8 protein-coding genes are annotated in these 14,528 nt (G+C 33.6%); all 8 read right to left on the reverse strand.

The features are described from left to right. Window positions 1–41: 41 nt before the first annotated feature. The 8 genes from VJY32_RS07935 to VJY32_RS07970 all read right to left on the reverse strand — a co-directional run bounded on the left by VJY32_RS07935 (window position 42) and on the right by VJY32_RS07970 (window position 14,474). Window positions 42–1,259 (reverse strand): glycoside hydrolase family 5 protein, encoded by a 1,218-nt coding sequence (locus VJY32_RS07935; RefSeq protein WP_353677374.1) that lies wholly within the window; start codon window positions 1,257–1,259, stop codon window positions 42–44. Between the two features lie 230 nt (window positions 1,260–1,489). Beyond that, window positions 1,490–2,227, reverse strand: a complete 738-nt coding sequence (locus VJY32_RS07940; RefSeq protein ID WP_353677375.1) for a carboxylesterase family protein — start codon at window positions 2,225–2,227, stop codon at window positions 1,490–1,492. 7 nt (window positions 2,228–2,234) lie between these two features. Continuing rightward, on the reverse strand, window positions 2,235–4,445 hold the full coding sequence (gene bglX / locus VJY32_RS07945; protein WP_353677376.1) for a beta-glucosidase BglX: 2,211 nt from the start codon (window positions 4,443–4,445) through the stop codon (window positions 2,235–2,237). A 20-nt stretch (window positions 4,446–4,465) separates the two neighbouring features. Then, window positions 4,466–6,271 carry a glycoside hydrolase family 3 protein gene (locus VJY32_RS07950; protein WP_353677377.1) on the reverse strand — a complete coding sequence of 602 codons (1,806 nt, stop codon included), beginning with the start codon at window positions 6,269–6,271 and terminating at the stop codon, window positions 4,466–4,468. After that, window positions 6,268–7,236 (reverse strand): ROK family protein, encoded by a 969-nt coding sequence (locus VJY32_RS07955; RefSeq protein WP_353677378.1) that lies wholly within the window; start codon window positions 7,234–7,236, stop codon window positions 6,268–6,270. The genes VJY32_RS07950 and VJY32_RS07955 overlap by 4 nt, the downstream gene beginning before the upstream one ends. 328 nt (window positions 7,237–7,564) lie before the next feature. After that, a complete protein-coding gene (locus VJY32_RS07960) occupies window positions 7,565–8,593 on the reverse strand; it encodes a PorV/PorQ family protein (protein ID WP_353677379.1) in 1,029 nt (342 codons plus the stop codon). A gap of 14 nt (window positions 8,594–8,607) precedes the next feature. Beyond that, window positions 8,608–11,697 (reverse strand): hypothetical protein, encoded by a 3,090-nt coding sequence (locus tag VJY32_RS07965; protein ID WP_353677380.1) that lies wholly within the window; start codon window positions 11,695–11,697, stop codon window positions 8,608–8,610. Window positions 11,698–11,732: 35 nt separating this feature from the next. Next, complete coding sequence (locus VJY32_RS07970) at window positions 11,733–14,474, reverse strand: TonB-dependent receptor (RefSeq protein ID WP_353677381.1); 2,742 nt, start codon at window positions 14,472–14,474, stop codon at window positions 11,733–11,735. Window positions 14,475–14,528: the final 54 nt, after the last annotated feature.

Raw genomic sequence — 14,528 nt, forward strand, 5'->3', positions numbered from 1 at the left:
AAAAATCACATGAATATTTACACGAATTCAATGAGAAATTTTTAATTGCTTAATCCAAGTGCTTTCAGATAATCATTATTGATTACACAATTCTTGAACTTGATGTTTTCAATTAAATCGTTCAGTGCTTTTATAACAATTTCTCTCGATGGTTTATTTTTTCTAATTTCCTCAAAATTTTTTCTTGAATCTTCAGCATATTTAATTATTTCATCCCACTCTTTAGTTTTTTTGAATGAAATTACACCGCGTGTTGATTCCATTTTTTTATAGGGCCAGAAACACCATCCAATTTCATTTTTCTCTAATAATTTTCTAAATGATTTTATCCATTCATTATCATTTTCACCTGATTCACCTAACCAAACAGGAACATTATATTTATCTCTAAAATCTACATACTGCTGAATTTCTTTTTGTTCTGTTGGCATCCAGTATTTATGAAATGTGTAAGCTAAATTGGAGTCAAAAGGTGAAGTAAAAACATTAAAATTTGTATTCCATTGTGAACCACCTAAAAAGATGATATGATTTTTATCAACGGTTCTGATTGCACTTGCAATTTTTTTGTAAAGCGGTTCTAACAATTTGTTTAGTTCTTCTTTATTATCTAAATAATGAGGAATAGGTTCGTTCAATAAATCATAACCAAGAATAATTGTTTCATCTTTGTATCGCTCTGCTATTTTTTTCCACAAGTTAATTGTAGCCTGCTGCATTAAATAACTTTCAAACAAAAAAGGATAACCCCAGCTGTCATCAATGTTGTCTCCTGTTTGTCCACCTGGAGCTGCATGCATATCAAGTATCACAAACAAATTAAATTCTTTGCACCAGTCAATAACATTATCAAGTCTTTTAAATCCTTCTTCGAGAAAAATTTCTGGATGGTCTTCAATTAAAAAGAGTCTAAAATTAAACGGTACACGAATGTGATTGAAACCAACTTTTTTAATAAATGCAATATCTTCTCGGGTTATATAATTATTACGAAAAGATTTCCAGAACTTATTTGCTTCTTCTGGTCCAACAAGTTCTTTAATCAAATTATCAATTAAGCGATATGAGTTGACATCTTTGAGATGAAACATATAACCTTCGGGATTAAGCCAGTTACCAAGATTAATCCCTTTAAGAAAAATTTTATTCCCATTTTCATCTACAAAATTTTTGCCTTCAACTCGAACAAAATTTTTTGGTTGAGCAATTAATGCAAAATTAAGAATCAAAACCGCACTCAAAAATTTTAAAAATCTCATTTCCACCTATTATTTTTAATTGATAATTGAATATTGAACATTGATAATTGGATATTGAACATTGAACATTGAGCGTTGAACATTGAACATTGAGCGTTGAACATTGAACATTGAGCGTTGAATATTGAGCGAATTGAGAATTAACAATCAAAAGTTGAAAGTTCATAATTATAGTTCCAAATTGATAAAAAATTTTTATTCTGCTATTCTTCCTTCTCAATTCATAATTTTCATTTATTCCTATTTTCTAATGATTGATTCAGAAGCCACTCATAAATTTCGGGATTGTTATAGGTTTCTGTCCATGAATCATGATTTGCTTCTGGATAAACAGTAAACTTAACATCGCCGCCGCAGCTTTTTAGTCTTTCAACTAATTCTTCAGATGCACTAACAGGAACTACTTGGTCTTTAGCTCCATGAAAAGCCCAAACAGGCAATTTTCCCATCATACAAACAGCAAAAGGGTCACCCCAGCCGCAAATGGGAATTATTGCCGCAAGTCTATCTGGAATTTCCGCAGCTAACCGCCATGTTCCATTTCCACCCATACTTAATCCTGTCACATAAATTTTATTTTTATCTACTTTATAATTTTCAATCAAATAATCTAATAATGCAATCAGGTCTTCAGTATTCCAGCGCTTATTTAAGGGGCATTGAGGACTTACAACAATAAAAGGAAATTCTTTTCCTTCTTCAATTAATTTTGGCGGACCATGTTTTTTTACGAGTTGTAAATCATTTCCTCTTTCTCCTGCACCATGAAGAAAAAGAAGCAATGGAAATTTGTCTTTCAACTCATAATCTTTTGGAAGATAAAGTAAATAGTTGATGTTTACCGATTTTCTAAATTCTGTTTTTAAATTTTGTTCAATTTGACTGCCTAACTTTTCTTTTACAACAATTTGAGATGAACATGCAGTAACTAAAAGAAATAAGAATAAACCAATAAATAATTTTTTCATAATTACCTCATTCAACTATTGTGAAAGATGATTCGAGTACATCAACAGAATTAGTTCCTACAAAAACTTTAAAATCACCAGGTTCAACAACATAATTCATATTGATATCGTAGAACTTAAGTTTATCTGGAGTAATAATGAATTCTACTTTTTTAGTTTCGCCTGGTTTTAATTTTATTTTCATAAAATCTTTTAATTCTTTAACAGGTCTTGTCACGCTGCCCACCAAATCACGAATATATAGTTGAACAACTTCTTCCCCTTCGTATTTGCCAGTATTTTTAACATCAACACTTACTTTTAATGATTCATCTTTTTTAATCTGATTTTTATTGAGATTTAAATTGGAGTATTCGAACTTAGTGTAACTTAATCCATAACCAAATGGATAGAGAGGTTCAATCGTAAAATCATTATAGAAAGAAGTATATTGAGGCTGAACGTGATTATATGGTCTGCCAGTATTTTTATGATTGTAATAAAGAGGAATTTGACCAACATACTTAGGAAATGAAACTGGTAATTTGCCGTTTGGATTATAATCACCAAACAAAACATCAGCAATAGCATTCCCACATTGAATTCCTAAAAACCATGTCTCAAGAATTGCCGGAATATTTTCTGAAATCCAATTTATAGTTAATGGTCTGCCATTCATCAACACAACAACAATTGATTTTTTTGTTTTATACAGTTCCTTAATTAAATCTTCTTGAACACCGGGTAAATCGAGCGTAGCTCGGGATTGAGCTTCGCCGCTCATATCTCTCGATTCACCAAGAACAACAATAGCAACTTCAGAATTTTTAACTGCTTTAATTGCTTTTGAAAATCCACTTTTATCTTTTCCTGTAATCGAGCAGCCTTCAGCAAAATTAATTTTTACCTTATTACCTAATTTATTTTTAATTCCTTCAAGAACTGAAACAACATTTTGTGGTTCGCCTTGCTGAGCCCATGGACCAAGCGGGTCATCTTTTGAATTTGCAAGAGGACCTATGACCGCAATTGATTTTAAATCTTTTTTTAATGGCAATAAATTATTTTCATTTTTTAAAAGAACAATTGATTCGAGAGCTACTTTTTTTGTTGCTTCGATCATCTCTTTGCTGAGGACAATTTTCTTTTCACGATTTTCATCACAATACTTGAAAGGATTATCAAACAATCCAAGTTTAAATTTGGCAAGCAATACTCTTCTTACTGCATTATCAATCAGTTTAACATCAACCTTCCCTTCTCGAACAAGTTCAACAAGATGATTGAAATAAGCATTTCCTTCCATATCCATATCGACTGTAGCATTAATTGCAAGTTCTGCAGCTTGTTTCAAATCTTTTGCAATTCCATGAGGGACTAATTCACCAATTGAGTTCCAGTCACTTACAACGAATGCATCTGAATTCCATTCATCGCGCAGAACTTTAGTCATCAAAAATTGATTAGCAGAAGAAGGGACTCCTCCAATTTCATTAAAAGAAGCCATCAGCGAACCAACATTTGCTTCAACAGCAGCTTTGTAAGGTGGCAAATAAATTTCTCTCAAAGTTCTTTCTGAAATATCTACAGTATTATAATCTCTTCCACCTTCAGCAGCACCGTATGCAGCATAATGTTTTGCACAGGCAAGAATTGTATTTTCAGCAGATAAATCGTCACCTTGATAACCTTTTACACGAGCAGCAGCCATTACAGAGCCGAGATATGGATCTTCGCCACTTCCTTCAACAATTCTACCCCAACGAGGGTCTCTTGCAATATCTACCATCGGGTTAAAAGTCCAATGAACACCTGCAGCCGAAGCTTCGATTGCCTGCATTCTTGCAGAAAACTCAATTAGTTTGGGATTCCATGAACTTGCTTCTGCAATTGGAACTGGAAATGTTGATTTAAAACCATGAATTACATCGAGACCGAATATCAAAGGAATTTTTAATCGTGATTCTTCAACTGCAATTTTCTGTAATCTTTTTGTTTCTTCTGCACCAAAAATATTTAGAAGAGAACCAATTTTACCCTGTCGAATTAATTCTTCGTGACCTTCTTTGGGCTTTGGAGTTTTTGTTCCTGTATCAGTTCCACCAGTAAATTGAACAAGTTGACCAACTTTTTCTTCAAGCGTCATTAAAGATAAAATCGAGTCTACTCTTTGTTCAAATCTTTTTACTTGTGCATTCATTGAATATGCTATAAAAAATAAAAAAAGAATTTTTTTCATTATGTCCTCATAGAATTTAATCAATATGTTAAACCGTAACCGTATGGGAAGAGCGGGTTGTAATTATTATCACCAATATTAATTGGAATTTGTGACATACTTCTGGGCCATGAATGAGATAGTTTACCGGTTGGTTTATAATCACCAAAAATTACATCAGCAATTCCATCACCTTCAGTTCCTGGCAGCCAAGCAGCAATAAATGCATCACAGTCCTCAATTATATTTGTTATAATCATTGGCCTGCCTGAAATTAATATGACTATCAGAGGAATTCCTTTTGCACGAATTTTTGAGATTAGTTCTAAATCTTCTTTAGATAAATTCAAATCTGTTCTATCTCCCTGTCCTTCTGCATAAGGTTTTTCTCCAATTACTGCAATGGCAACATCTGCATCAGACAAGTTATTTCCATCAATTGAATAAGTAACAGAACTATTTTGTGAAACAGCTTTTTTTATTGCTTCTAAGATTGTAGTTCCTTTTGTAACATTTCCTTCGGCACCCTGCCATGCAATTGTCCAGCCTCCGCATTGAATTCCAATATCATTTGCGGCTTTACCTGCAACCAGAATCTTTTTATTGCTTTTCGACAAAGGCAAAATTTTATTATTCTTTAACAATACTAAAGATTGTCGCACTGCTTCTCTTGCAATTGTTCTATGTTCCTGACTTCCAACTTTTGATAATAATGAACGATCAGCAAAAGGTTTTTCGAACAATCCAAGTTGAAATTTAACTCTCAAGATTCTTCTTACTGCATCATCAATTCTGCTAATAGAAATTCTATTCTCGTTTATTAGCTGCTTCATATTTACAAAAAAGTTTTTATAATCATAAGGAAGCATAACCATATCGATACCAGCATTAATTGCTGTTTCAAGTTTTGTTTTATAATCACCAGGCAGCTGGTCTACTCCACCCCAGTCACTCACAACGAATCCCTGAAATTTTAATTCACCTTTCAGAACATCAGTAATCCAATATTTATTTCCATGCATTTTTTGGCCAAAAATGCTGCTGTAGGAAACCATAACACTTCCAACTCCAGCATTAATTGCTGAAATATATCCCGGAAGATGAACTCTTCTTAATACTGATTCATCAACCTGAGTATCTCCCTGGTCTTTGCCGTCTTTAGTTCCACCATCTCCAAGAAAATGTTTTGCACATGCAAGAATAGAAGAATTACTGCTTCCAAGAATTTCTGTTTGATATCCACGAACTGCAGCAGCAGCCATCATTTCAGCTAATTCAGATGTTTCTCCAAAACCTTCATAAGTTCGTCCCCATCTTTCATCTTGCGGGACAGCAATACAAGGTGCAAAAGTCCAATCAATTCCAGTAGCTGCTACTTCAATAGCAGTAGCTCTTGCAACTTGCTCTACAATATCCGGATTTCTTGTGCATCCAAGTCCAATGTTATGAGGAAAAATTACTGCTCCATAAACATTATTATGTCCATGAACTGCATCAATTCCATAAATTATTGGTATTTTTAATCTTGTTTGAAGAGCATAAGATTGAAACATATCATACATATTTGCCCATGCTTCGGGTGTATTAGTTTCAGGAGCCGAACCACCTCCACTTAAAATTGAACCTATAAAATAATTTTTTATATCCTGTGGATTATTAATTACAGCACTTCTGTCTACCTGAATCATCTGACCAATTTTTTCATCAAGTGTCATCTTTGAAAGAAGTGCATCAACTTTTTTATTTATTTCCTCTAATTCATCCTGATTAAAAGAATTAATAGAACTATTTCTGCATGAAATTAATGCAAGAAGAATTACAACAAAGTATAAAATTCTTTTTCTCATATTTTTTTCTCCAATTCGTTCCAGATTAAAGCTGCTGCTCCAAGGACAGCCGAATTTCTTTTTATTAATGATGATTGCAAAATTTTTACTTTGTTCTTAAAAATATTCAATAAATTTTCTTCTAAGTATTTCTTTGTTGGTTTAATTAATAAATCACCTGCTACAGCTAATCCTCCAAAAAGAATTATAGCTTCGGGACTGAGGTGTGCAACTGTATCGGCTAATTTAAATCCAAGTATTCTAGCTGTGAAATCAAAGCATTCGAGTGCAAGTTTGTCCCCTTTCTTTGCAGCATTGTAAATATCCTTTGATGTAAGTCTTTCATAAGGTATTTTTCTTAATTTACTCGGGATAGAAGTTGATGCCATCAACTCAAATGCAGTTCTTTTAATGCCACTTGCTGATGCATAAGTTTCAAGACAGCCTTTTCTACCGCATCCACATTGGCGGCCATTTGGGTCAACAATTGTATGTCCTAATTCCCCAGCAAATCCATCGGAACCATAAACTAATTTTCCATCTACAACTATTCCGCTACCCAATCCTGTTCCTAAAGTAATAACAACAAAATTTTTCATTCCTTTTGCAGTTCCAAAAAGCATTTCTCCAATTGCTGCTGCATTTGCATCATTAGTAATAGCTGAAGGCAGAGAAGAATATTTTTTTATTTCTTTGAGAACATTAACCATTCCCCAATTTAAATTTGGCGGTTGTTCAACAGTTCCTTTGTAATAATTTGCATTTGGAGCTCCAATACCTATTCCCGTGAGTTCTAAATTGTTTTCAAATTTTTTATATGCTTGATTGATTTCTAAAAAAAGTCTTTTAAATAATTGTTCAGATTTTTCTTCTGCTCGTGTGGGAATTGATTTTTCATAATAACATTTCCCTTTTTTATCAACAAATCCAAATTTAGTATTGGTGCCCCCTATATCTACTCCTACAACAACTTTAATTTTAGACATTAAATTCCTCCTTCATTACAGATGAATACATATTAAGACAAAAATTATGCCTCACAAAATTTGATATATGAATTAAATTGATTAAACAAATAATAAAAGCTCTTTCCAATCTAATCTTTAACAATGAAGAAAAAATCTTATTATTTTGATAAAGTTTGTTATTAAAATAATAATGATAAACATTTAATTATAATTAAGACACAATTACTTCAAACAACAAATTTGATTATGAAATATTCATTAATTAATCATTTATCTGGAACAACAAAAGAGGCAGAAGTTTTTTCTGCCTCTCTGAAGACATGAAATTCGAAATGCAAAGTCAATTTTAGAAATTAATTCCAAGAGAAAATTTTTGAACATTTGTTAATCTTCCAAAATTGCCATAAGAATAATCTACTTTAACTGCTATATTGCCAAGCAATAATTGTTTTACACCAAACCCAAAAGTAAAAGATTCCTCAGAATCTTTAAGGAAAAGGGATTTGTAGCCACATCTTAAAGAAAACATATCATTAAATATGTACTCAATTCCAGCATTTATGCTTTCATAATTATCACTTGGATGCATAGCATCGACAGCTAGATTCAATTTATACATATGAGTATCAATAGGACGATATGCAATGCCAACTCTGAAATTTAGCGGGAGTTCCCATCCTTCAGTTTGAAGGTAAGCAGGAATCTGTCCATTGTTACCGCTGCTGTAAGGGTCAAGGTCAACAAGAACAAGTGCAGTATTTCCATCCAATTTCATTTTAGTTCCAAAATTAGAAATTGACATTGCAAGAATTGCTCCGTCAAAAGGAGTAACATATTGAACACCCATATCTATAGCAATTGCAGTAGCTGTCATCTTCCATATTTTTTGCATTACAAATTTAGGATTAAATCCGATAGCAAAATTATCAGTCAGGTTAATCGCATAGGCTAAGCTGACCATAGCATCAGAAACACTAAAAGTTTCACCTGTGCCTTCAGGTTCTTCGATAGTTGTTACTTTCATTTCATCCATATTAGAAGTAAGAAAGCTTAAGCCAACAGTTCCAAAATCTCCGAGATTATAGGTTGCTGCAAAGAAATTGTAATCTATGTCTGCAATCCATTTTGTATGTTCAACAAGAATTCCGACGCCCGATAATTTTGCCAGACCAGCGGGGTTCCAGTAAATTGCACTCTGGTCATCTGCGATTGCAACAAATGCGCTTCCCATTGCTGATGCACGAGCTCCTTGACTAATTGAAAGGAATGGTGCTGCACTTGTTCCTCTCTTTGACACATTTGAAACAAAGCTCTGTGCATAAATTGAGCAGCTCACCAAATAAACAAGTAATGAAATAAATATTATTCTTTTCATATCTCTTCTCCATCCTATTTAATTACAGCAAATTTACCAATGTACTCACCTACACCGGGTGCATCAACATGATAGATATACAAGCCATAAGCTATTTCCATTCCATCTTCAGAAATTAAATTCCATGATAATGAACCATCTTCTGGTCCAGAATCTTTATGCAATGTTTTCACCAAAGCTCCATTGACAGTATAAATTCTTATTGTGCATTGTGCAGGAAGATGAATGAAATCAATTCTTCTCTCACCTCTTCCTGTTTGATTGAGATTTCTTCTTTCCCAGATATTTGCACTTATGTATGGATTTGGCACAACTTGAATTCTGCTTAACTGTGAATTTGCAAGTTCTTTATCTACAGAAGAAGCTTTCGTCTTAAATGTGAAATAATCTCCCGTTCTAAAAGGTTTAGTTGTTGACAGAAGAAATTTATCTCCAGCACTTGGTTCAATAACATTAACACCTGCTGGTGCATTATAACTTATTCGCCATGTAAGTTTATATGCTGTTCCAACATATTCAATAATTACAATATCATCACCAAGATCAAATTTTTTATTATTGTTGTTATCGAATACTTCTGCTTTAACAACATCACCTCTTGTTAAATTGTGTACCTTGAAAGGAACACTGATTTTTGTAAATGGGGTTATTTCAGTTGGAGAACTTAACCATTCAATCATATAATCTGCAGGCCATGCAATATTTCTTGCAGGTGAACTTTTATCTGGAGTAACAAGCATAACTACATTGCTTTTCCCAACAAGCCATCCAGAACTTTCTGGTCTATATTGAATTACATTATCATTTATAACAGAAATCGAAAGACCATCAAAAGGAGGGCTGTACTTACCAGCACCTATATTTGATGAATCAACAGATGCTAATAATGTATCGACCTTGTTGTTTGAAGTTCTTATAACAGAATAAGAAATTGTTTTATAATCATATTCAGTTCCCGAAGAATTAAATACAACTTTATATTCCGTTCCTTCTTCAATAATATTTGGATTAAGAATTTCTACTGAAACTTTTCCTGTTCCAACACCAGATGATACTTTGTTCAAATCTCCAACAATTTGAGGAGGAATATATCCAGCTGCAGGTGCATTTGGAACAACGACTGCACAGTTGATATCAACAAATTGAAGTGCACCAACTAAATTTTCTGTAATTATTTTTGTTGTTTCGGATGGGATTAATCCTTTAGTTCCAAAGTTTGGGTCACCCTGGTCGTATGCTACAACAGCATAATAATATTTTTGGCCATTTACAACATTTGTATCAACATAAGAATGTTGTAATCCTGTATCATCGCCTCTCCAGAAATGAGCACCATTAATTCCAATTGGGTCAGGACCTTTAATTCCATCTTTCAAATCGAATTGAGCAATTGGTTTCCAGTATTTTGGTTCTCCTTTCGAATCAGTAATTACTTTTATGTCATTGAATTCTGGTTCCTGACTTCTATAAATCAAGTAACCTTCAAAATCTTTTTTGTAACCTTTTCTTGGGTCGCCATCCTGATAACCAAGAAATGGGTCGCGTGATTCTTCGGCTTTTCTATCCCAGTAAAGAAATACTTTTTTATCTCCAGCTACAGCAGTTAGAGTTGGTTTATAAGGTGGTTTAGAGAAATTATAATTAGCATTATAAATTTGTTGAACTGTTTCTTTATTAAAAATCATATCTTCTTTATCACTTCCAAAAACCAGAGCCATCGAGAATCTTTCTCGTCTATTTAATTTAAGCGGGAAAGGACCTGAACCAAAAACCATACTGATATTAGAATTTTGTAATAAAGTATCGAAGTTAGCATAATTCATCTTACGCCACATTACTTCATCATTTTTAGGCCAGCCATCTGTTGGACCTTTTCCTGCTAAGCGATAAATAGACAAACTTGTTAAGCCAATCTGGTCTGACTCATCTTTATCTGTTTTATCAAAATTTGGCTCACCATCAGTAGGCAAGCCATCTGCTTCACCAATATCTGGACCTTTATATTGTGGGTCCCAAGGACCAACACCATCCTGTCCAACATCATCGTTCAGAGGTTCACCAACATCCCATGTTCCATTTCCATTTAAATCTGAGAACGGAACCCAATCGCCATCATTATCAATTCCATCATCTCTTCTTTCGTCAATCATTCCATCTTCATCGTCATCAAAATTATTCCATGGATTACCTGGGCTTTCGAGATAAGCATAGCCAACATATCCAACTTTCCAGTTATCTGGTGGTGCTTTGCCATCGTTATCAAATCCGTATGCAATATCAAGTTTAGTATCATACGAAGCACAGTCGTCACCGTTATCATCGACTCCGCCTACACCTGTATCGCAGTAGAAACCAAAATAAGTTGTATCGTAATCGAAATCGGACAAGTTTACTATATCGAAGTGCCAGAAAATTATATCTTCGGCAAGAACATGAGACCATTGAAAACCACGCACTTCAACTCGGAGTCCGAGTCCACCACGATTCGGGTCAGCAGCAATTGGGAAATAATTATAAGGCGGACGGGTAAACTCTTTATCTTTTGAATCATCCATGACATAAAAAGTTTCGAAGTCAGCATTTTGAACACCGCGGCCAAAGTAACCATACCAATAACCGTCCCAATTAGCATCAATATTTGGGAGGGCACGGGGCCATCTTTCAGGCCAAGTTTTTGGTTTGTTACTTATTGCCGGTTCTTCTGAACCTGGTGCAGCATAACCTGGTACAGGCTCCATAACCCATAGTTCATTTGTAACAGGGTCAAAATCAACTTCTTCTCGATATGATGTTTGACATGGATGAATTAATTGTCCATTGCCAGGAGCAATTACAGCAGAACTAATTAAAGGAGTAACACCATCAATGTAATTGTGGCCTGTACCTTTAGGCCATTCGCCTGATGGACGGTCGGGCCATGAACCAACCTGACCATCATTTCTAAAAATTGTTCTAATTAAATTTCCATCCATTATTCCTTTTTTTCGATATGTTTTATCCCCGTATGGTTCATTTCTATATTTTTGTATCTGGGGATCAATCTGCGGAAAAATAATTCCCGCATTTATCAAAAAGAAAATTATAATCAAAATATTTCTCTTCATTCTTAACTCCATTTTCTATACTCAATTTTGTCGTTCTAAAAATTTACATTTACCCCTAAACTAATTCTGCGAGGTGCAGAAAAATTACCGGGGTTTTTAATGTATTCGTCAATTGTATTTAATCCGATTACTGGACCGGCAAATTTCACATTCAAATCTTTATCTGCTCTTCCTGTGCTTGCATAAACTCCAACTTCATTTTTAATATCAAATAAATTGTAAATTAGCAGGAAGAAATTGAAATCGTAACCGAATATTTTAAAATGTTTGTTTGCTTTTAAATCTACATTAATGTAAGAAGGACGTCTTCCATTGTTTTCAAATCTAAGACCGCGTGTATATCTTGGCTCTTCTGTATAAGGCATACCTGAGCCATAATTAAAAATTATTCCAGCAACCCAATCATTAGGGTCGCCTACATTAAGTACAATATTTAAAGTATGAGTTTGATCCCAGTTCAATGGAACAACTTTTTTATTTGATTCTACAGGCGGGTCAGATTGATTATTGTTGAACTCTGCCATAGGGTCAGATGCATTTCCCGCTGCAACTTGGTAAGTATAATCAATTCTTGCACTAAAGAAATCAACAAATCTTTTATCAAGAGATAATATTATTCCTTTAACATTTCCATAATCTCTGTTTATATATCTTCCAAAAATAAATCCTTCATAAGTTTCCATTATTTGCATACCAAGGAGATTTCTGATATCGCTGTAGTAAACAGATAAATCAATTGAAACATTCGGGAAAATTACCTGCTGTAAACCAAGTTCATATTTAACTGTCTTTTGTGCTTTTAATTCAGGATTCCCTATATAAGAAGAAAGTGAAGTTGTCTGGTCAATAATATAATTTGGATTGGTATAAAGATTAGAAAAAGTTGGAATCTGGAAAAAATGACCATAAGAAAAATGAATAGCACCTTTATCGGAAATTGGGAAAGATACACCTAAACGTGGACTAATTTGATATTCAGCTTCAGCTTTTCTTTTCTTATTAGCTCCAGGAAAATTAGGATTGTTCAATGGATTTCTTAAATCGAGTGGAAGTTCTGCATTAGAATTAAAATAATCAAATCGAACTCCTGCATTTATTATCATTATATCATATTCCATTTTATCTTGAATGTAAGCAGAAATTTCATAAGGATTTCTTTTGTAAGATTGATTGTATTTTGTGCCCGGGTCACTGTAGCCAAGGGTAAAAATTGGATTGCCAAGTGAATCTAATTGTCCTTCTGTCAAATTTCTAATTGTTTTCCAGTGGTCATAAAGTGTATGTAGTCTTCCCTCAACACCTAATTTTATTTTATGCTCTTTTGTTATTTGTGATTCTAAAGTCCATTGTGCAATATATGTTAAAGTATAACGATTATACCTATCTGTTTCATTTCCTCCCTGACTGAATGTATAACCTGAATATGGGCTACCTTGATTGGGTTCTACATATCTTGGGTCATATTCATCAGCATATAAATGTCCCCAGTATTTAAAAAGATTAGAAGATAATTTCAATGACGAATATGTGCTTTGACTCGGGAAATAACTTACTTGAAAGTTATTTGTAGTATTTACCCTGTAATGATTTTTAATTGCATCAGGAGTCCATCTATAATAATGATTGTAATATTTATTCCAGTTATACTCCCATGCAAAATTGTAACTGAACTTAAAATGTTGAGTTAAATATGTAAGTTTACCATTGAATGACCTTCTTTGAGTTGGATTCATTGGGACATAAGAACCATCGCCGGTATGCCGGTCAATCCATATTGTATTATCCATCGGGTCTGGAAAGATTGGCCGATTATCTGTTGTATTATAAACTTTTTTCCCATAGATATAACCTTCATCGCCAAAATATCTTCCAGAAATAAAGAAGGTAAGATTATTCAAAACTTTAGTTGGACCACTTAAACTGAATTGGATATCTCGTGGACCTTTAGGATTGAACCTGTTCAAATTATAAAATATATCTGTATGATTTGTGAAGTAACTTCCCATGTATGCAGAAACATTGCCTTCAAATTTTTGTCCACCATCCTTAGTTACGATATTCACAATACCGCTCATCGCTTGTCCATATTCAGCATTAAAAGTACCGCTAATTACTTCCATCTGACGAATTGCATTATTCTCAACCTGAATACCCAGACCACCATTGTAAGCATCTGTCACCGAAACACCATCAACAAGATAAGCAACTTCGCCTGTTCTGCCTCCTCTGAAATGTCCATCAATAACACCTGCCTGCAGATTAATTATCTGGTGAATATTTTCTACTGGCATAAGTTTAATATCATCAGAAGAAACAATTGCTGAAGAAGCTGTTAAGTCTTTGATTACTAATGGTTGTGTTGCAGTAATTACTACTTCACCTACACTAACAGCAGTTGAAGTTAATTGAACATCAAGACGTGTTGTTAAATCTATTTTAATAACTACTTTTTCGATAGTAACTTTATTATATCCAACCATACTAACAGTGACTGTATACACCCCTGGTGGAATATTATTGATATAATAATAACCATCTATATCAGCAGCTGCGCCAAAGTTTGTTCCATTAATTATTACATTGGCACCCATCAATGGTTCTTTTGTATCTGCATCTATTATTTTGCCGGCTAATTTACCGGTAGTTCCAGCAAATATATTATATGCAATAACAAAGAACGCTATCAATGTTAATCTAAGAATGCTGGAATTGCACGGTTTACAAAATGAATTAAATATTATCATTTTATTTCTTATCAGTGATTTAATTTTACACATAGTCAAATCCTCAAAATTTTATAATTGTAAATAAACGAGCGCAGCATATTTCAG

It is taken from the genome of Rosettibacter primus (assembly GCF_036860675.1).
In the GTDB taxonomy this organism is placed as follows: Bacteria; Bacteroidota; Ignavibacteria; order Ignavibacteriales; family Melioribacteraceae; genus Rosettibacter; species Rosettibacter primus.

Coding starts and splice junctions, on each gene's coding strand:
- VJY32_RS07935 (WP_353677374.1), bottom strand. CDS start 1,259: ATGAGATTTTTAAAATTTTTGAGTGCGGTTTTGATTCTTAATTTTGCA.
- VJY32_RS07940 (WP_353677375.1), bottom strand. CDS start 2,227: ATGAAAAAATTATTTATTGGTTTATTCTTATTTCTTTTAGTTACTGCA.
- bglX (WP_353677376.1), bottom strand. CDS start 4,445: ATGAAAAAAATTCTTTTTTTATTTTTTATAGCATATTCAATGAATGCA.
- VJY32_RS07950 (WP_353677377.1), bottom strand. CDS start 6,271: ATGAGAAAAAGAATTTTATACTTTGTTGTAATTCTTCTTGCATTAATT.
- VJY32_RS07955 (WP_353677378.1), bottom strand. CDS start 7,236: ATGTCTAAAATTAAAGTTGTTGTAGGAGTAGATATAGGGGGCACCAAT.
- VJY32_RS07960 (WP_353677379.1), bottom strand. CDS start 8,593: ATGAAAAGAATAATATTTATTTCATTACTTGTTTATTTGGTGAGCTGC.
- VJY32_RS07965 (WP_353677380.1), bottom strand. CDS start 11,697: ATGAAGAGAAATATTTTGATTATAATTTTCTTTTTGATAAATGCGGGA.
- VJY32_RS07970 (WP_353677381.1), bottom strand. CDS start 14,474: ATGTGTAAAATTAAATCACTGATAAGAAATAAAATGATAATATTTAAT.